Genomic DNA, 16283 nt, shown 5'->3' on the forward strand with positions numbered 1-16283 from the left:
CGCTGACGTATGCGGTTCACATGGGCTGCCGCGAGGTCTCGAAACGTACGGCCGCCCACAGGGCGCTCTCCGTCGCACAGCGGGCGACTCGCGCAACGCGACCGTGACGGACTCGCGCTCATCATTGCGGCTTGCAGGCGATAAGCCCTGCTAGCCGATGCAGTCCGCCGTTTCCGAACAGGGCGATTCAACCTGTTCGCGAGACATGTCGCGTGACATCGCTGCCTCTTTCGTCTTTCCCGCACGCGAAGGCGGGTGGCACACGCCGCACAGACGTGTCGTCTGCAGGTCGAGCGTGTGCGCGACGAACATGCCCGTGCATCGGCAGCACCGGGTCATGTGCAGGATATTCGCCTCGAAGAATCGCACCATCGTCCACGCGCGCGTCAGGCTCACCACCACTTCGAGCCGGTTGCCCGCACAGTGCTCGAGATACAGCCGATACGCTTTGGTGATCGCGTCGAGCCGCTCACAACCCGCCTGTTCTTTCAAAAAGCGGTAGATATTGAAGAACAGCGACGAGTGAATATTGGGCATCCACGTCAAGTACCAGTCTGCCGAGAACGGCAGCATTCCCTTCGGCGGCGAGACGCCTTTCAGCTCCCGGTAAAGACGTATCATCCGGTCGCGCGAGAGCTTCAATTCGCTCTCGAGCAACTGCATGCGTGCGCCGAGTTCGATCAGTTCGATGGCACGAAAGATTTCCCGGGCGTCCTCGCTGACGCTTTTGGCCGGCGTGGCATTCAATGTCATGCGAACTGCTCCACATTCTGGCCAGCCAGCAAAATAGCGGCATGGGTTGCCTTCACATCTTCGTGCCGCGCCGGCCGCGCCAGGGCGGCCAGCTGTTCATGCCCGGAAAATCTGAATGCGCACAGTAGTTGATCCGTCATGGCGAGCCGGGTGATCTGTGCGACGGTGAAGTCGGCAAGAATGGTTGCGAGTTCGGCAGATATGCCAAGCCGGAACATCGCGATGGACCTGTCTTCACGCAGAATCCTTTGCGCAAGGATCAGGTACGACAGGTTGATTTCCTGGATCGAATTCAGTACTTCGCTGCTGGTCGTCATGGTTTCCCGTGAACCGAAAAACCCCGTGGTAAGCCGGCATTTTGCCGTGCGATATTTTTTGCTTGTCCCTCTCACGAGTTCGCCGGAGAGGTGTCTGATACAAAATTTACACTTTGTCACAGATTGACGCGATCATAGAGCGGGGTAATTCGGCGGGCAAGAGGCTTTGCCGCGCGGTCCCTTACGTTCCCTATCACGGCCGCCGTGTAGTCGTCCGTTCCGCGAAAGTGCCGTGTATCTCTCGTTCCATTTCATCGTGTTGACGATCTCGTCGAACACATCGAGTATCCGGTTGCATTCCGACTCGTGACTGAACTTCGTCTGTCTATCCCTGATCGATAGCAAGTCACGACCGCGGATTCTCTTCCACGATCGAACGCGAGAAACCATGAGCCTTCACACCTACATGCTGTTCGTCGTCGCGAGTCTCGTGTTGTGCCTCGTCCCGGGGCCGGATATGTTGTTTCTGCTCGGGAGAACGATTGCTCAAGGACGTGCGGCAGGTCTATGCGCCGCGTTTGGAATCAATCTCGGCGCGTACGTGCACCTGCTTGCAGCGGCATCCGGACTGTCTGCGCTTCTGCTGGCATCTGCTACGGCGTTCACTGCAGTGAAGTGGGCCGGTGCCGCCTATCTGCTTTATGTTGGCTTCGAGGCACTGCGCTCCAAAGGAAGCCTGGCTTTTCCCGTCGGTGATGCGAGAACGAAGGCTCTGCGGCACATTTTCTGGCAAGGCTTTCTCAGCGATGTCCTGAATCCGAAAGTCGCGCTGTTTTACATCGCATTGCTTCCCCAGTTCATGAGCGCGCACGACCCGAACCCTGTGAAGCATCTCGTCGCGTTAGGCGTGACCGGCAACATGATTGGAATCGCAACGAGCCTTTACCTACGTGTTGCTCGCCGCGCGACTGACAAACGCACTGCGCAGTAACCGCACGATTTCCGCATGGCTGACCAGGGCGATGGGCGTCCTGTTCGTCGGATTGGGCCTGAGGCTGGCAACGGAGAAAGTCTGAGATGGCTTTGCGCCGCAGCGCGTCAGCGAGCCACGATCTGCGTGGCGACGCTCCTGGAACGTTTACGCAATGCAGCCTGCATGCCGCCGACGCGCGCTATGCCTCCAACCAGCTCACATGTGCGCTTACCACGCGCCATCCTTCCGGCATCCTGACCCACGTCTGACTTTGCCTGCCGATACGCGGCTCGTTGTCCCGCCGAAACTCGATGTTGGCGACGGCGAACGAATCGCCGTAGGTGGTGACGACGCGCGCCGTCACCGTGCGCGCGAGCCCCTTGCCGGGGCGCGCGGCGCGAAAGGCCCGGATCGCATCGTAGCCATAGAGGTTTTCCGTTGCGCCGTATCGCAGCGTGTGCGGCGAATCGAGGAAAAGCGTGTCGAGCATCGCGACGTCGTTGGTGACGAGCGCCTCTTCGTAGAGGTCGAAGACCGCGTTGACCTCGGCGAGCACGTCGGGCCGGTTGATGTCGTTCATCCCTGTGCTCCCGAATCGATGGCGACTTCGCTGAACGGTGGCGGCGGAACATGGGCGACCTGCGCGGCTTCCAGTCGCCGCGCGGCTTCGAACGCGAGATCTTCGCGCCAGGGCGGGGCGATCAGTTGCACGCCGATCGGCAGGCCGCCCCGCGTGCGCATCGGCGCAGCGACGACAGGCAGGCCGAGACATGACACCGGCTGCGTCAGCATCCCGAGATTGGGCCGTACCGCGAGCCGCTCGCCATTGACGTCCATGAACTCGTCGCCGATGCGCGGCGCGACGACAGGCGTTGCGGGCGCGATCAGCACGTCGTAGTGCTCGAAGAGTTCGAGCACCCGACGCCGCAACGCCGCACGCACGCGCTGCGCCTGCACGATCCACGCTGCGGGCAGCAGCGCACCGGCAATCAGACGATCGCGCGACAACGGTTCGCGCGCCTGGTAGCGCGCCTGCAGGTTTGCCATGTGCAGTTGGCCGCCTTCCGCCGCGGTGATCAGGAACGCGGCACCGCGCGCCGAGTCGGCATCCGGATACTCGACCGTGTGCGTAGCGGACAGCGCGTGCGCGGCGGAGTGTGAGGCCTCGCGTGCATCGTCGGTCGAGTGTGCGTCGAAATAGCCGCCGAGCCGAGCCACGCGCAGCGTGCCTGGATGCGCATTGGCGGATTCGAAGTCGCGCTGCGCGCAAGCGGGATCGAGCGGATCCGCACCTTGCAAGGCGTCGTAGACGGCCGCGAGGTCGTCGACGTTGCGCGCGAAGGCGCCCATGTGATCGAGGCTCGCGACGAACGGCCAGCTGCCGTGCCGCGACAGACGTCCATAGGTCGGCTTGATGCCGAACACGCCGCACAGCGAAGCGGGCACGCGCACGGAGCCGTTGGTGTCGGTGCCGAGCGTGACGGGTACGAAGCCTGCCGCGACGGCCGCCGCGCTGCCGCCCGACGAGCCGCCTGCCGAGCGCGTCAGGTCATGCGGATTGCGGCACGGCCCGGCGTGATGGTTTTCGGTTGTGAAGCCGTACGCGAACTCGTCCATATTGAGCGCACCGACCATGATCGCGCCCTGCGCGCAAAGGCGTGCGACGAGCGTCGCGTCGGCGGTAGCGGGCGGTGTGCCGGCCAGCACGCGCGAACCCGCAATCGTCGTGACGCCTGCGATATCGAACAGATTCTTCGCCGCAAACGGAACGCCCGCGAGCGGGGGCAATGTCTGACCGCTTGCGCGGCGGGCATCGAGCGCATCGGCTTCGGCGAGCGCGCGTTCGTGCGTGACGGCCGTGAACGCATTGACCTGCGTGTCGTGCGCGTCGATGCGCGCGAGCGTCGCTTCGATCAACTCGCGTGCGCTGAAGGCGCCATCGGCGTAGGCGCGCGCGATGGCGAGGGCGCCTGCCGAACCGTTGTGATGTGATGTCATGGGCGATATACGGGAGCAGGTTCGTCGTGCGTGTCGACGGGATAGGCGAGCACGGGCGCGGCAAGCAGCGCGATGCGTGCGAACTGGGCTTTCACTCTCTCTGCGGCATCGGCGGGAAGCGCCGGGAAATGCAGCGCGAGCGCGGCATCGACGTAGATATCGAGCGCGGTATCGAAGGAAGATGACATGGCGTTCCGTTCACGGAAGAGAGGGGAAGAGATCGCGCGCGCGAGCGATCAACGCACGATCGCTGCCGTGTGGGCCGATCAGCGACAGCGCGAGCGGCCGCTCGTTTTCGCTCACGACGGGCACGCTGACTTGCGGCAAGCCCGCGAATGCGGCGATCGCATTCATCGTGAGCGCGTCGCGGTAGAAAGCGTCGACGATCTCGGGCTTTTCCTGCTTGCTCAACAGCGAACGCGGCGTGGTCGGCAGCACGATCAGCACATCGCCGACGATGCCGTCGATGCGTTGCGCAAATGCTTCGCGCATCACGCGACAGCGTTCGACTTCGGCTGTGTCATGCGTCTTCAGGCGCGCGAAGCGTGCCGCGATGTCCGGGCCGAAGCGCGGAGCGTTCGCGTCGATCCACGCGCCCAGCGACGCCCCGATCGAATCGTCCTGCAACTGCTGGTACACGTGCAGCCAGCGCGATTGCTCGCCTGCAAAGACTTCGATCGCATCGGGCGTCAGGCACAAGTCGCGCAGTCGCTGTGCGTCGTCGGGCTCGTTCGCTGCGCGGGCATCGAATGCTTCCTGGCAGCGCACGAGCGCAGAAGGCGCATCCACGGCCGGCGTTCCGTCGAGCAATACGCCGGCGACGCGTGCAAGCATCTCGCCCGTGCGCGCAAACCAGCCGACGGTATCGAAGCGCGGCGCGAACGGCAGCACGCCTTCGAGCGGCACGGCATCGTAGGTCGGCCGGATGCCCCATAGTCCGCAGAAGGCGGCGGGCACGCGCACCGAACCGCCCGTGTCGGTGCCGAGCGCGAAGTCCACGTCGCCGTTCGCCACGGCAGAGGCCGAGCCGCTCGACGAACCGCCCGGCAACGCATGCGGCCAGCGCGGATTGAGCGGCGTGCCGTAATGCGCGTTCACGCCTTCGAGGCTGTACGCGAGTTCATCGGTGATGGTCTTGCCGTCGATGCATGCGCCCGCCGCGAGCAGTTTCGCGACGCAGGGTGCGTGGCGCGAGGCGGGATCATGCGTCGCGAGCCAGTCGGGATTGCCGCCCCCCGTCGTCGTGCCCGCAACGTCGATCAGATCCTTGACCGCGAAACGCAAGCCGTCGAGCGCGCCGCTTGCAGTCGCGCCGATCTTCGATCTCGGGCCGGGAATGAACGCGCTCATGCTGAAGCTCCTTCGAGCGCTGCCGCGAATTGCAGCGAATCCGCGACGAAACCGAAGCACTTCTTCACGTTCCAGATGCTCGCCTCCGTGCAGAACGCGGGCGACGACGTCGCGCAGCAATCGGTCAGCATCACGCAGCCATAGCCGAGAAAGTTGGCGTCGGTGAGGGTGTGCATCACACATTGATCGGTATTGACGCCCGCGAAGAACACCGTGCGCGCGCCGAGGTTGCGCAGGATGCTGTCGAGCGGCGTGTCCCAGAAGCCGCTGATGCGGTACTTGTCCACGCAGATGTCCTGCGGCTCGATCTTCAGTTCGTCGACGACGGCGGCCGCCCACGAGTCTTTCTCCAGCACGCGCGCGCCATGCTCCGGTAAAGCCTCGCCAAGGCCGATGCCCGTGCCTTTCGGCTTGTAGAGATGAATCTGGTTCGGCGGCATGTTGGCGAGATCGGGCCGGTTGCCCCAGTTCACCCAGATCACGGGGATGCCGCTTTCGCGCACCACGGGCAGCAGGCGCTGCAACGGTGCAATCGGCGCGCGATCCGCACCGTAATCGCCCCCGATGTGATCCACCCACCCGCCTTTGGTGCAGAAGTCGTTCTGCATGTCGATGATGACGAGCGCCGATTTCTCGACATCGAAGCGCACTTTTTGCGGCTCGGAATCGAGCACCGCGACGCGTGGCGCAGGCGTCGGCGCGGCCATGTCGACGAGCTTTTCCGTGGCCGTCCAGCGCGTTTGAGCGAAGGCGCCGAGCGCGCCTTCCGGCCTTGCCAGGTCTGGGTTTTCAGTGTGCTTCACAAAGTTCTCCGGAGCGTTGAACGGTTGTTGTTCGAGCATCGATCGAAGACCGTCATGCACGGTGCTCACGCCATCGCCGACGAGGAAAGCGCCGGTCGTTTCCGGCTCGATCGATCTCGCATTGGCATCGAAGTTGCAACGTGCATTTCAGTCATGAATAACCTACTTACCGAAAGTCAACGCAAAAGGAGTGCCAATGATGGTCGGTTCACAACAGGCATCGTGCGGAAAACTGCGCCGCCGGATCGTCTCTCGCTCGCTGGTGGTGGCGGGCATCGTCGCGCTCGCCGCGCCGTCGTTCTTCTTCCCCGTCGCGCACGCCGCCGATGATGCGATGCGCGTCGGCGTGCTGATTCCCGGTTCGAAAACCGACAAGGGCTGGATGGAATCGGGCTACGACGGCGTCGTGGCTGCACAGAAAGAGTTCGGTTCGAAGCTGAAGACGCAGGTCATCGAGAACATCAACTACGCGGACATGGAGCAGGCGCTCACGAATCTCGCGAGCAAGAACCAGCTGGTGATCGGCATCGGCGGACAAACCCAGGCGGCCGTGCTGAAGATCGCGAAGCGCTTCCCCAATGTGAAGTTCTCGATCGTCGGCGGCAACAAGGGCGAAAACATGCCGCCGAATGTGGCGGGGTACGACGTGAAGCAGGCCGAGATCGCCTTCGTCGCGGGCGCCGCAGCCGCAATGCTGTCGAAGAACGGCGCGGTGAGCTATGTCGGCGGCATGGAGATTCCGTCTATCGTGAACGCCGGCAAGGAGTTCGGCAACGGCGCGCGCTACGTGAACCCGAAGGTGAAGTACTTCGAGAGCTACACGGGCGACTTCGACAACGTCGCGAAGGCGCGCGAAGCGACGGCCGCCGCCGTCGCGCAGGGCGCCGACGTGCATTACCACATTCTCAATCTCGGTCTGCGCGGGCTGGAGCAGGCGGCGAAGGAGAAGAACACGCACATCATCGGCAGCTATACGGACCGTTGCGGCAGCGATCCGCTGTATGTCGCGTACAGCATCACGGGTGTCGGTTATCAGGCGCAGTACGCGATCGAGCAACTGGAAAAGGGGCAATGGCAGCCGGGCTACAAGGCGTTCGGCCTCGCGATGGGACCGCAGGCCTCCGGCATGGTGATCTGCAAATCGACGCCCGCGATGGATGCGAAGATCAAGCAGATCGAAGAGGACATCCTGAGCGGCAAGATCAAGGTCTCCGAAGGATGAACACGCTCGCCGCTCCCGCCGGTCCCATTGCGCCCGATACGCACGCCGGGCCGATTCTCTCGCTGACGGATATCGGCAAGCGTTTCGGCTCGTTCACCGCGCTCGAAGGCGTGTCGCTCGATCTGATGCCAGGCGACGTGCACTGTCTGCTCGGCGAAAACGGCGCGGGCAAGTCGACACTGTGCAACGTGATCTTCGGCGTGCATCAGCCCGATGCGGGCGCGATGCATGTGAACGGCGAGCCGTATCGCCCGAAGAACCCGCGCGAAGCGCTGGCACATGGCATCGCGATGGTGCATCAGCATTTCAGTCTCGTCGACGACGCGAGCGTGCTGGACAACCTGCTGCTCGGCCAGGCGCGCGGCTGGCTCAACCGTCAGCGTGAGGCGGAACGCCTGCACGAAGTACTGGCGAGCGTCGGGCTGGAGCTGCAACTCGATGCGAAGGTGGCCGATCTCTCTGTCGGCGAGCGGCAGCGTATCGAGATCGTCAAGTGCCTGATGCGCGAACCGCGTCTTCTGCTGCTCGACGAGCCGACGGCCGTGTTGCTGCCCGCCGAGATCGACGCGCTGCTCGACACCTGCGAGCGTGTCGCGAAGCGCGGCTGCGCGGTGGTGCTCGTCACGCACAAGCTGAAGGAGATTTGCCGGATCGCCACGCATGCGACGGTGTTGCAGGCGGGCCGGGTGGTGGCGCGTTCGGCGGCACCGTCGGCTGAAATCGACCGGCTCGTTCACGCGATGATCCATCGCCCGGAACACGCGGATGGCGATACGGCCGACGCGCTGACGAACCGCCTGTCGCTTGCGGAAATGCGCTCCCCATATTCGCGGCCACTGACGGAAGAAGTGCTGCAGGTCGACGGATTGAGCGCGCGCGATGCCGAAGGCGTCACGCGGCTCGAACACTGCACGCTGGTGGTGAATCGCGGCGAGATCGTCGGCATTGCAGGCGTCGAGGGCAACGGGCAGAGCGAACTCGGTGCGGTGCTGGCGGGCATGTCGAACGCATCGGCGGGACGCTTCTTCATCGCGGGCCGCGACATGACGCATGCAAGCCCACGCGAATTGACGCAAGCGGGCGTGGGCATCGTGCCGGAAGATCGCCATGCCGTTGGCTGCGTGACGGGCATGAGTCTCGCCGACAACCTGCTGCTCAATCATCTGGATCGCTATACGCGCGCCGGCTTTCTGCGCCGCCGTGCGATGCGCGCCGCCGCGCTGGATTTGATGCAGCGTTTCGACGTGCGCGCGAGCGGACCCGACGCGCTGTTCGGCGGGCTGTCCGGCGGCAATCAGCAGAAGGCCGTGCTGGCGCGCGAACTGACGCTCGATCCTCTGCTGTTCCTGCTCGCCGCGCAGCCGACGCGCGGCCTCGATGTCGGCGCGGTCGCCGCCGTGTATTCGCACATTCGCGCCGCGCGCGATCGCGGCGTGGGCGTGCTGCTGATTTCCTCCGAACTCGACGAACTGATGAGCGTCGCCGATCGCATCGTCGTGCTGTATCGCGGCCGCATCATGGGCACCTGCACGCCCGAGGCGAGCAATCGCGGCCGCATTGGCGCATGGATGGCGGGCGCGGGAGAACCTGCATGAATCCGCACATGAAGTCGCAAACCCTGTTGGGAGCCGCGCACGGCGCGCAAGGCTGGCGCACGCGCTTGCCGCATGTGCGCGTCGCCGGCGTGATCGCGGCTGCCGTTGTGTTCGCGATGCTTGCCGCGCTGCTGTTGATCGCGCTGATGGGCGTGCCCGTCGGCGACGCGCTCGCCGCATTTGCCGACGGTGCGTGGGGATCGCCATATGCGATCGGCGCGTCGATCAATCGCAGTCTCGCGTTCGCGCTCGTCGGTACGGGATTCGTGATCGCGAACCGCGCGAAACTCACCAACGTCGGCGGCGAAGGACAGATCGCGATCGGCGGCATCGTCGCGACGGCGCTGAGCCTGTATGGCGGCTGTGCGCATTTGCCGTTCGGGTTGTCGTTCGTCGTGCCGATGCTGGGCGCGGCCGCAGCCGGTGCGGTTTGGGGCGGCGTGCCCGGCGTGCTGAAGGCGAAGGCGGGCACCAACGAAGTGATCAGCACATTGTTGCTGTCGTTCATCGCCGTGTGGCTGCTCTACTGGTGCGTGCAGAGTGAAGCGCTGCTGCGCCAGCCGATGACGAACGGCGCGACCTTGCCCGAATCGCTCGAAATTCCCGACCTGACCAAGCTGCCCGCGATCTTCGCGGCGAGCGGCATGAACTTCAATATTGGCTTGCCGGTGACCATCGCGCTGGCATTCGCTTCGGCTGTCCTGCTCACGCGCACGCGCTTCGGACTGTCGCTGCGCGCCGCAGGCCTGAACGCGGTCGCGGCAAGACGCGCGGGCCTGCCGATCACGTCGTCGATCGTGGGTGCGCTGGCGCTCGCCGGTGCGTTCAGCGGCCTCGCGGGCGCGCTGATGCTGCAAGGCGACCAGTACTCGCTGAAGGCGGGTTTCTCGTCGGGCTACGGCTTCGACGGTCTGGTGGTCGGCCTGCTCGCGCGCGGTTCGATCACAGGCGTGTTCGCTGCGGCGCTGCTGTTCGGCTTTCTGCGCTCGGGCGGCATCAACATGGAGATGATCGCGCAGGTGCCGTCGGCGCTCGTGCTGATCGTGCAGGGCATCGTCACGATCGCGCTCGCGGGCGGCGCGATGTGGCTCGACAGGGGAGACGCACGGCAATGAATCTCGAACTTCTCGCGGTATTCGCGGGCGCGTCCATCCGCCTGGCCGCGCCGATGATGCTCGCCTCGACAGGCGAACTCGTGAGCGAGCGCGCGGGCGTGCTCAACATGAGCGTCGAAGGGATGATGTTGACGGGGGCGTTCTTGGGCGCGACGTTTTCGTGGCTCACGGGCAATCCCGCCATCGGCTTGCTATGCGGCATGCTTGGCGTGATTCCGCTCGCGCTGCTACAGGCGTTCCTGAGCGTGACGATGCGCGCGAACCAGATCGTGACGGGCATCGGCATCAACATTCTGGCGCTCGGCGGCACCACGCTCGCGTACCGGAAGATTTTCGGCGAGCGTTCGAGCGCGGTGATCCCGGGCCTCTCGCACTGGTCGCCGCCCGTGCTCGGCAAGATTCCCGTCATCGGCGAGCCGGTGTTCGGGCAGGTCTGGCTGCTGTATGCGGGGCTCGCCGTGCTGGTCGGCACCTACGTCGTGATGCGTCGCACCGCATTAGGCGTCGCGCTGCATGCAACGGGCGTCGCGCCTCGCGCGGTCGATCAGTCGGGACTCGGTGTCGCGCGGATCCGATACGGCGCGGTCGTGTTCTCGGGCGTGATGTCGGCGGCGGGGGGCTGCTTTCTGTCGATCGGCGATATTCACACCTTCACGGAAGGCATGACCAACGGCACGGGCTATCTGGCGATTGCCGCGATCATCTTCGGCAACTGGAAGGTCGGGCGCACGGCGCTCGCGTGCCTGCTGTTCGGGGCGGCGACGGCCATGCAATTCCAGCTGCCGATGTTCGGCCTGCATGTGCCGACGGCGCTGCTGATCATGCTGCCGTATCTGCTCGCGCTGGTGGCCGTGGCAGGTCTGATCGGCCGGCAGTCCGCGCCGCCCGCGCTCACCCAGCCGTTCAGGCGCTGACGCGGCGCGAGCGCGAGGGGCGCGGCAGAGTACCATAGCGATTCGCCGCGCCGTCTTCCAACCGTTCATCGATACCATGCCACGCAACGCCGCCGCATCCAGCGCAACCGCCCGAGAGCCGAAGCAGGAGCCCACGCGCCGCCAGCAGCTTGCGGCGAAGACACGCGAACGCATCTTCCGGATCGCCATCAAGGAGTTCGCCGACAAAGGCTTCAGCGGCGCGCGCGTCGAAGGGATTGCGAGCCGTGCGAAGGTCAACATCCGCATGATCTATCACTACTTCGGCGGCAAGGAGATGCTGTATGTGGAAGTGCTGGAGCATGTGCTCGCGCGGCTGCGCGAAGCGGAACTCGTCGTCGAACTGGATGTGCAGACCGTCGAACCCATCGCGGGCATCGTGAAGCTTTACGATTTCATCGAGGGCCACTTTTCCGCACATCCCGAGTTGCTATGTCTGCTCTCGTGGGAAAACCTGAACCGGGCGCGCTACCTGAAACGCTCGAAGGCGATCCCCGAGATGTCGTCGCCCGTGCTCGACAAGCTACGCACGTTGCTAAAACGCGGCGAGGCCGCGCGCACGCTGCGCAAGGGAATCGATCCGCTGCACATGTACGTGACGCTCGTGAGCCTTGCGTACTTCCATAAGTCCAATGCGTACACGCTGTCGCGCATGTTCGCGACCGAGATGCTCGAACCTTCCTGGCAGGCCGCGCACAAGGCACAAGCCCACGAACTGGTGCGCGCGTTTCTCGCGGGCGCCCGCGTGCCGGAACTGGCGGCGCACGCCTGAAGGTGTAACGATGAACGCCGCACACATCGTTCGGCGCTTCACACATCAAGCAACCGTTGCCCGCTTCCGCGCAATCGACCTCGCGATCAGCAGACCACCCACCATCACCGCCAGCGAGATCAAGGTCGTCATCGTGCCGAGCGCGTATATGACGGGCGTCGTCACCGACGTCGTCAAGCCCTGCAATTCGAGCGGCAATGTGTTCTGATCGCCGATCGCCTGCGAGGTGCGCGCGATCTCGTCCCAGGAAAGCGTAAAGCCGAACATCGCGACGCCGATGACGGACGGCCCGATGATGGGCAGCACGACATGCCGGAACGACTGCCACGGCGATGCGCCAAGATCGCGCGCGGCTTCCTCGAATGCGGGATTGAAGCGGTTGAACACGGCGAACATCACGAGCAGGCCGAACGGCAAGGTCCAGGTGAGATGCGCGCCGAGCGCGGACGTGTAGAGGCCCATCGACGTGGTCCAGCCGTCCGCGAAGGACTGAAAGCCCCATTCGTTGGCCAGATACTTGATCAGCGTATCGAGCAGGCGGAACGTCAGCCCGATGCCGAGCGACACGATGATCGACGGCATGATCAGGCTTGCGACCGACACGTAGAACAGAGCCGTATCGCCGCGAAAGCGCCGTCTGAATGCAAGGCCCGCGCTGACCGAGAACAGGACTGTCAACACGGTGACGGCAAGCGCAAGTTTGACGGAGCGCCCGAATGCAGCCCAGATATCGACATCGCCGACACCATCGCGCAACACGGCGAACCAGTGCAGCGACACGCCGCGCATCGGGAACGTCAGACCGCCCTCCGGGCCTTGAAAGGACAGAATGAAGATCGTGATCACAGGGCCGTACAGGAACAGCACGAAGAGCCCGAACAGCAGCGCGAGCCAATAGAAGCTCGCGGGCCGCCGCTCGCGATGCCGGATAGGAAGACTCATGTCACAGTTCCTTTCTGATGTCGACGGCGCGCGTCAGCGCCCACACGATCATGAGCACGGCCGCAAGCAGGATGATCGCGTTGGCTGCCGCCGCGGGAAATTGCAGATATCCCGTTTGCACCTGGATGATCTTGCCCACGGAAGCGATCTGCTGGCCGCCCATCACGCCCACGGTGAGGAAGTCGCCCATCACGATCGTGACGACGAAGATCGAGCCGATCACGATGCCCGTCTTCGAGAGCGGCAACACGACGTCGCGGATCACCTGCCAGCCGCTTGCGCCGCCGTCGCGCGCGGCTTCGAGCAGCGAGCGGTCGATGCGCATCATCGCGTTGAAGATCGGCACGATCATGAAGAACGTGTACAGATGCACGAACGCGAGCACGACGGAGAAGTCGGAATACAGCAGCCATTCGACCGGTTGATCGACAAGATGCGCGGAGATCAGCGCCTGATTCACGAGCCCGTTGCGCCCGAGCAGCGGAATCCACGAGATCATGCGGATCACGTTGGACGTCCAGAACGGAATGGTGCAGACGAGAAACAGCACCGTCTGCATCGCGGTCGTGCGAATGTGGAACGCGAGGAAGTACGCGATTGTGAAGCCGAGCACGAGCGTCACCGCCCACACGATCGCGCAGAACCTGAGCGTCGACCAGTACGTCTTGATGGTGACGCACACATCCGTGAGCGAGCCGCAACCGTCGAATATCGCCGCGTAGTTCTTCAGCGTGAACGCAGGGATGATCTGATACTCGTTGAAGTCCCAGAAGCTGACGATCAACGTGATCGCAAGCGGCACGATGAAGAAGATCGCGAACGTCAACGTGAGCGGCATGGCTTGCAGCCAGGCGCTCACGCGTCGATGGCGCGCGGACGTTTGCTTCGTTTGCTGCAGATATTCGACCGAGGCCATCGTCACACTCCGCGCCTGTTCTTGTGGTTCGTCATGCCGCGATGAACTCGTTCCACTTCTGCACCATGTAGATGTTCTCGTCCATCACGGCATTCCAGCACGCAATGGCGCCCATGCGCTGGCTGTACGAGCCGCCGTCGCGCACGCTGCCCGCCTTTTCGAGCAACTGGCCGTCGGGCGCCTTGATGTCCTGTGCAGCCGGCTTGCCTTCCATCCAGTAGTCCCATTCGTAGGCCTGCATATGCGACTTCGCCGTTTCGGTGACGCCGGGGTAATAGCCCTGGCGCATCAGATAGGCGCCTGCCCAGCCGTCCTGAAACCAGTTGACGAACTCGTAAGCGGCATCGAGTTTCTTGCCCTGCAAAGAGCGCGGAAAGCCGAAGCCCGATGCCCATGAGCGATAGCCTTCCTTGAGCGGCTGGAACTTGCAGGCAATGCCCATCGTGCGGACTTTCGTGACGGCGGGCGACCACATCGACTGGATCACGACTTCGCCAGAAGCCATCAGGTTCACACTCTCGTTGAAGTCGCGCCAGAATGCGCGGAACTGACCTGCGCGCTTCGCTTCGATCAAAATCTTGATGGTCTGGTCGATTTCGGCCTTGGTCATGTTGCCCTTGTCGCCGTACTTCACGCGTCCCATCGCTTCGATCGCCATCGCCGCGTCCATGATGCCGATGGCGGGAATGTTCAGCAGCGCAGCCTTGCCTTTGAATTGCGGATTGAGCAGGTCCGCCCACGTCGTCACGGGGCGCGCGATCAGATCGGGCCGAATGCCGAGCGTGTCGGCGTTGTACGTGGTCGGTATCAGAGTCATCCATTCCGTTGGCGCGGCGGAGAACTCCGTCGAACGCGCGCCCTTGAGGAACATCACCTTTTTCGGCGCCGTGCCCTGATCGCCGATCTTCTTGCCGTCCACTTCACCCTTCGTGAGCACGGGCGTGATCTTGTCGGCCAGCTTGATGCGCTTTGCGTCCATGCCCGCGAGCGTGCCTGCGGGAATGAGCTTCTTGAGCGAGAAGTACTCGGTGTCGACGATATCGAAAGAATTGGGTTGAGTGATGATGCGCTTGGTCACGTCGTCGGTGGTCACGGGGATGTATTGAATCTCGATGCCCGTGTCTTCCTTGAACTTCTTCGCAATCTCCGCGCTCTGGTTGACGGCCGTGCCCAGGTAGCGCAGCGTGATTTTCTCCTGTGCGTGCACGTACGGAAAACCCGTGATGCCCGCTGCCGCGACCGCGCCCTTGATGAACGTGCGGCGCGACATGCCCTTGCTGACGGTCTCTTCTTCAACGTGTTGCACGGGTGCGGCCATCTTCTCGTCGTTCATTGCTTTCTCCTCAAAAGAAATTGTCGTTGGGTTGTGATTGCGGACGTCACGCCGCGAGCGGATGGGCGCTTTGTTCATCCCACCAGACCGTCACGCGCGCGTCCGGTCCGAGACGCTGCGGGTCGTAGTCGGCGTCGCTCATCAGGGAGACCAGCGCGGGCGAGCCGTCCAGCGGGTCGAGCGTGATGCGCAGATGGGTGCCTTGATACTCGGCTTCCCGCACGGTGCAGGCGAGCCCGCCGATCCGGCTCAAGCCGCCTTCGCCCGCGCTCGTGCCGGGCGTGACACCTTGCGGCGCGATGCGCAGACGGTCGGCCCGCACCGTGAAGAGCGTGCCGTTCGCGCCGAGCACGTTATGGCTACCGAGAAAGCGCGCGACGAATTCGGTGCGCGGGCGGTTGAACACGTCGAACGGCGTGCCGCTCTGTTCGATATGACCGTGACTCATCACCACCACGAGATCGGCGAGCGCCATCGCTTCTTCCTGGGAATGCGTGACGTGCACGAACGTGATGCCGAGTTCCTTCTGCCAGCGCTTGAGTTCGGTGCGCATCTGCACGCGCAGGAACGGGTCGAGCGCGGACAGCGGTTCGTCGAGCAGGAGGCAGCGGGGTTCGTTGAGCAACGCGCGCGCGAGCGCCACGCGCTGCTGCTGTCCACCTGAGAGCTGGGCAGGCCTGCGGTGCGCGTAAGCTGACATCGCAACCAGTTCGAGGAGTTCGCCCGCGCGCTTTCGGCGTGCCTCTTTGGCGACGCCGCGCATCTTGAGACTGAACGCGACGTTGTCGAGCGCGGACAGATGCGGAAACAGCGCATAGCTTTGAAACACCATGGCCGTCCCGCGTTCTGCGGGCTGCTCGCGGGTGACATTGCGCCCGCCGATCAGCACATCGCCTTCCGAAACCCACTCGTGACCCGCGATCATGCGCAAGGTCGAGGTCTTGCCGCAACCCGACGGACCCAGCAGACAGCAGTAAGCGCCGCCGGGAATGCGCAGGTCGATCGCATCGACCGCGAGCGAATCGCCATAGCGCTTCGAAACGTGTACGAGCTCGATGTCGGCTGGGCTTGCATGAACCACGGTTGATGCCGGCTGAACCATGAAAGGTTGTCCTGTGTTTGTCTCGTGTGTAGACACCGATGGAATACGGCGAGCGTGCGGTGCACGGAGCATGCAGCCGGGCACTTCTGCAAGTCATATGCCATTCGCACTTTCATGGACTCTCCGCAAGTACGCGAGCGAGCGCCGCAATGCCTGCCGGCAACGCGTGTCGACATGTTGGCGCGCATATTGCACACGATCCCGCACCTCGATCGTCAGC

The 16283-nt window shown here is 63.8% G+C and carries 17 protein-coding genes; 6 read left to right on the forward strand and 11 right to left on the reverse strand.

Translation table 11 applies throughout. The features are described from left to right. Nucleotides 1-150: 150 nt before the first annotated feature. Together flhC and flhD are read right to left on the reverse strand one after the other, a co-directional pair. Nucleotides 151-753 carry a flagellar transcriptional regulator FlhC gene (gene flhC / locus G3N95_RS01085; protein WP_205968107.1) on the reverse strand — a complete coding sequence of 201 codons (603 nt, stop codon included), beginning with the start codon at nucleotides 751-753 and terminating at the stop codon, nucleotides 151-153. Next, on the reverse strand, nucleotides 750-1070 hold the full coding sequence (gene flhD, locus G3N95_RS01090) for a flagellar transcriptional regulator FlhD (RefSeq protein ID WP_205968108.1): 321 nt from the start codon (nucleotides 1068-1070) through the stop codon (nucleotides 750-752). The genes flhC and flhD overlap by 4 nt, the downstream gene beginning before the upstream one ends. Nucleotides 1071-1476: 406 nt before the next feature. Here flhD and G3N95_RS01095 point away from each other — a divergent pair, with 406 nt between their 5' ends. Then, nucleotides 1477-2001: a LysE family translocator gene (locus tag G3N95_RS01095; RefSeq protein WP_205968109.1), complete on the forward strand. Its 525-nt coding sequence runs from the start codon at nucleotides 1477-1479 to the stop codon at nucleotides 1999-2001. Between the two features lie 181 nt (nucleotides 2002-2182). Here the strand turns inward: G3N95_RS01095 and hpxZ are convergent, their stop codons facing one another. From hpxZ to G3N95_RS01120, 5 genes are read right to left on the reverse strand one after another with little or no spacing between them, the layout of a single operon-like run. After that, on the reverse strand, nucleotides 2183-2563 hold the full coding sequence (hpxZ, locus tag G3N95_RS01100; RefSeq protein ID WP_205968110.1) for an oxalurate catabolism protein HpxZ: 381 nt from the start codon (nucleotides 2561-2563) through the stop codon (nucleotides 2183-2185). Then, nucleotides 2560-3981, reverse strand: coding sequence for an AtzE family amidohydrolase (locus G3N95_RS01105; RefSeq protein ID WP_205968111.1), 1422 nt, complete (start codon nucleotides 3979-3981; stop codon nucleotides 2560-2562). Before G3N95_RS01105 ends, hpxZ begins: the two co-directional genes overlap by 4 nt. Then, complete coding sequence (locus G3N95_RS01110; RefSeq protein ID WP_205968112.1) at nucleotides 3978-4169, reverse strand: DUF4089 domain-containing protein; 192 nt, start codon at nucleotides 4167-4169, stop codon at nucleotides 3978-3980. The genes G3N95_RS01105 and G3N95_RS01110 overlap by 4 nt, the downstream gene beginning before the upstream one ends. 10 nt (nucleotides 4170-4179) lie before the next feature. Then, nucleotides 4180-5331, reverse strand: coding sequence for an amidase (locus tag G3N95_RS01115; protein WP_205968113.1), 1152 nt, complete (start codon nucleotides 5329-5331; stop codon nucleotides 4180-4182). Next, nucleotides 5328-6134 (reverse strand): cysteine hydrolase, encoded by an 807-nt coding sequence (locus G3N95_RS01120; RefSeq protein WP_346778336.1) that lies wholly within the window; start codon nucleotides 6132-6134, stop codon nucleotides 5328-5330. Before G3N95_RS01120 ends, G3N95_RS01115 begins: the two co-directional genes overlap by 4 nt. Nucleotides 6135-6330: 196 nt before the next feature. Here G3N95_RS01120 and G3N95_RS01125 point away from each other — a divergent pair, with 196 nt between their 5' ends. The 5 genes from G3N95_RS01125 to G3N95_RS01145 all read left to right on the forward strand — a co-directional run bounded on the left by G3N95_RS01125 (nucleotide 6331) and on the right by G3N95_RS01145 (nucleotide 11770). Further along, nucleotides 6331-7356: a BMP family protein gene (locus G3N95_RS01125; protein ID WP_205968115.1), complete on the forward strand. Its 1026-nt coding sequence runs from the start codon at nucleotides 6331-6333 to the stop codon at nucleotides 7354-7356. After that, entirely contained in the window at nucleotides 7353-8951 is a 1599-nt protein-coding gene (locus G3N95_RS01130; protein ID WP_205968116.1) for an ABC transporter ATP-binding protein, read from the forward strand. Before G3N95_RS01125 ends, G3N95_RS01130 begins: the two co-directional genes overlap by 4 nt. Continuing rightward, nucleotides 8948-10066 carry an ABC transporter permease gene (locus tag G3N95_RS01135; protein WP_205968117.1) on the forward strand — a complete coding sequence of 373 codons (1119 nt, stop codon included), beginning with the start codon at nucleotides 8948-8950 and terminating at the stop codon, nucleotides 10064-10066. The genes G3N95_RS01130 and G3N95_RS01135 overlap by 4 nt, the downstream gene beginning before the upstream one ends. Beyond that, nucleotides 10063-10980 carry an ABC transporter permease gene (locus G3N95_RS01140; protein WP_205968118.1) on the forward strand — a complete coding sequence of 306 codons (918 nt, stop codon included), beginning with the start codon at nucleotides 10063-10065 and terminating at the stop codon, nucleotides 10978-10980. Before G3N95_RS01135 ends, G3N95_RS01140 begins: the two co-directional genes overlap by 4 nt. Before the next feature lie 76 nt (nucleotides 10981-11056). Beyond that, nucleotides 11057-11770: a TetR family transcriptional regulator gene (locus tag G3N95_RS01145; RefSeq protein WP_205968119.1), complete on the forward strand. Its 714-nt coding sequence runs from the start codon at nucleotides 11057-11059 to the stop codon at nucleotides 11768-11770. Nucleotides 11771-11815: 45 nt separating this feature from the next. Here the strand turns inward: G3N95_RS01145 and G3N95_RS01150 are convergent, their stop codons facing one another. From G3N95_RS01150 to G3N95_RS01165, 4 genes are read right to left on the reverse strand one after another with little or no spacing between them, the layout of a single operon-like run. Beyond that, the gene (locus G3N95_RS01150) at nucleotides 11816-12712 is read right to left on the reverse strand and encodes an ABC transporter permease (RefSeq protein WP_205968120.1); all 897 of its coding nucleotides are present in this window, start codon (nucleotides 12710-12712) and stop codon (nucleotides 11816-11818) included. 1 nt (nucleotide 12713) lies between these two features. Continuing rightward, complete coding sequence (locus G3N95_RS01155) at nucleotides 12714-13628, reverse strand: ABC transporter permease (RefSeq protein WP_205968121.1); 915 nt, start codon at nucleotides 13626-13628, stop codon at nucleotides 12714-12716. Nucleotides 13629-13659: 31 nt separating this feature from the next. Then, nucleotides 13660-14961, reverse strand: a complete 1302-nt coding sequence (locus G3N95_RS01160) for a PotD/PotF family extracellular solute-binding protein (RefSeq protein ID WP_205968122.1) — start codon at nucleotides 14959-14961, stop codon at nucleotides 13660-13662. A 46-nt stretch (nucleotides 14962-15007) separates the two neighbouring features. Next, nucleotides 15008-16063: an ABC transporter ATP-binding protein gene (locus G3N95_RS01165; protein WP_205968123.1), complete on the reverse strand. Its 1056-nt coding sequence runs from the start codon at nucleotides 16061-16063 to the stop codon at nucleotides 15008-15010. Nucleotides 16064-16283 lie beyond the last annotated feature (220 nt).

It is taken from the genome of Paraburkholderia sp. Tr-20389, assembly GCF_017104565.1.
Lineage (GTDB): Bacteria > Pseudomonadota > Gammaproteobacteria > Burkholderiales > Burkholderiaceae > Paraburkholderia.

Excerpts from the sequence above, each read along its gene's own strand:
- G3N95_RS01155 (WP_205968121.1), bottom strand. The coding sequence starts at position 13,628 with ATGGCCTCGGTCGAATATCTGCAGCAAACGAAGCAAACGTCCGCGCGC.
- G3N95_RS01135 (WP_205968117.1), top strand. The coding sequence starts at position 8,948 with ATGAATCCGCACATGAAGTCGCAAACCCTGTTGGGAGCCGCGCACGGC.
- G3N95_RS01130 (WP_205968116.1), top strand. The coding sequence starts at position 7,353 with ATGAACACGCTCGCCGCTCCCGCCGGTCCCATTGCGCCCGATACGCAC.
- G3N95_RS01095 (WP_205968109.1), top strand. The coding sequence starts at position 1,477 with ATGCTGTTCGTCGTCGCGAGTCTCGTGTTGTGCCTCGTCCCGGGGCCG.
- G3N95_RS01110 (WP_205968112.1), bottom strand. The coding sequence starts at position 4,169 with ATGTCATCTTCCTTCGATACCGCGCTCGATATCTACGTCGATGCCGCG.
- G3N95_RS01140 (WP_205968118.1), top strand. The coding sequence starts at position 10,063 with ATGAATCTCGAACTTCTCGCGGTATTCGCGGGCGCGTCCATCCGCCTG.
- G3N95_RS01160 (WP_205968122.1), bottom strand. The coding sequence starts at position 14,961 with ATGAACGACGAGAAGATGGCCGCACCCGTGCAACACGTTGAAGAAGAG.
- hpxZ (WP_205968110.1), bottom strand. The coding sequence starts at position 2,563 with ATGAACGACATCAACCGGCCCGACGTGCTCGCCGAGGTCAACGCGGTC.
- G3N95_RS01105 (WP_205968111.1), bottom strand. The coding sequence starts at position 3,981 with ATGACATCACATCACAACGGTTCGGCAGGCGCCCTCGCCATCGCGCGC.
- G3N95_RS01165 (WP_205968123.1), bottom strand. The coding sequence starts at position 16,063 with ATGGTTCAGCCGGCATCAACCGTGGTTCATGCAAGCCCAGCCGACATC.
- G3N95_RS01115 (WP_205968113.1), bottom strand. The coding sequence starts at position 5,331 with ATGAGCGCGTTCATTCCCGGCCCGAGATCGAAGATCGGCGCGACTGCA.
- G3N95_RS01125 (WP_205968115.1), top strand. The coding sequence starts at position 6,331 with ATGATGGTCGGTTCACAACAGGCATCGTGCGGAAAACTGCGCCGCCGG.
- flhC (WP_205968107.1), bottom strand. The coding sequence starts at position 753 with ATGACATTGAATGCCACGCCGGCCAAAAGCGTCAGCGAGGACGCCCGG.
- G3N95_RS01150 (WP_205968120.1), bottom strand. The coding sequence starts at position 12,712 with ATGAGTCTTCCTATCCGGCATCGCGAGCGGCGGCCCGCGAGCTTCTAT.
- flhD (WP_205968108.1), bottom strand. The coding sequence starts at position 1,070 with ATGACGACCAGCAGCGAAGTACTGAATTCGATCCAGGAAATCAACCTG.
- G3N95_RS01145 (WP_205968119.1), top strand. The coding sequence starts at position 11,057 with ATGCCACGCAACGCCGCCGCATCCAGCGCAACCGCCCGAGAGCCGAAG.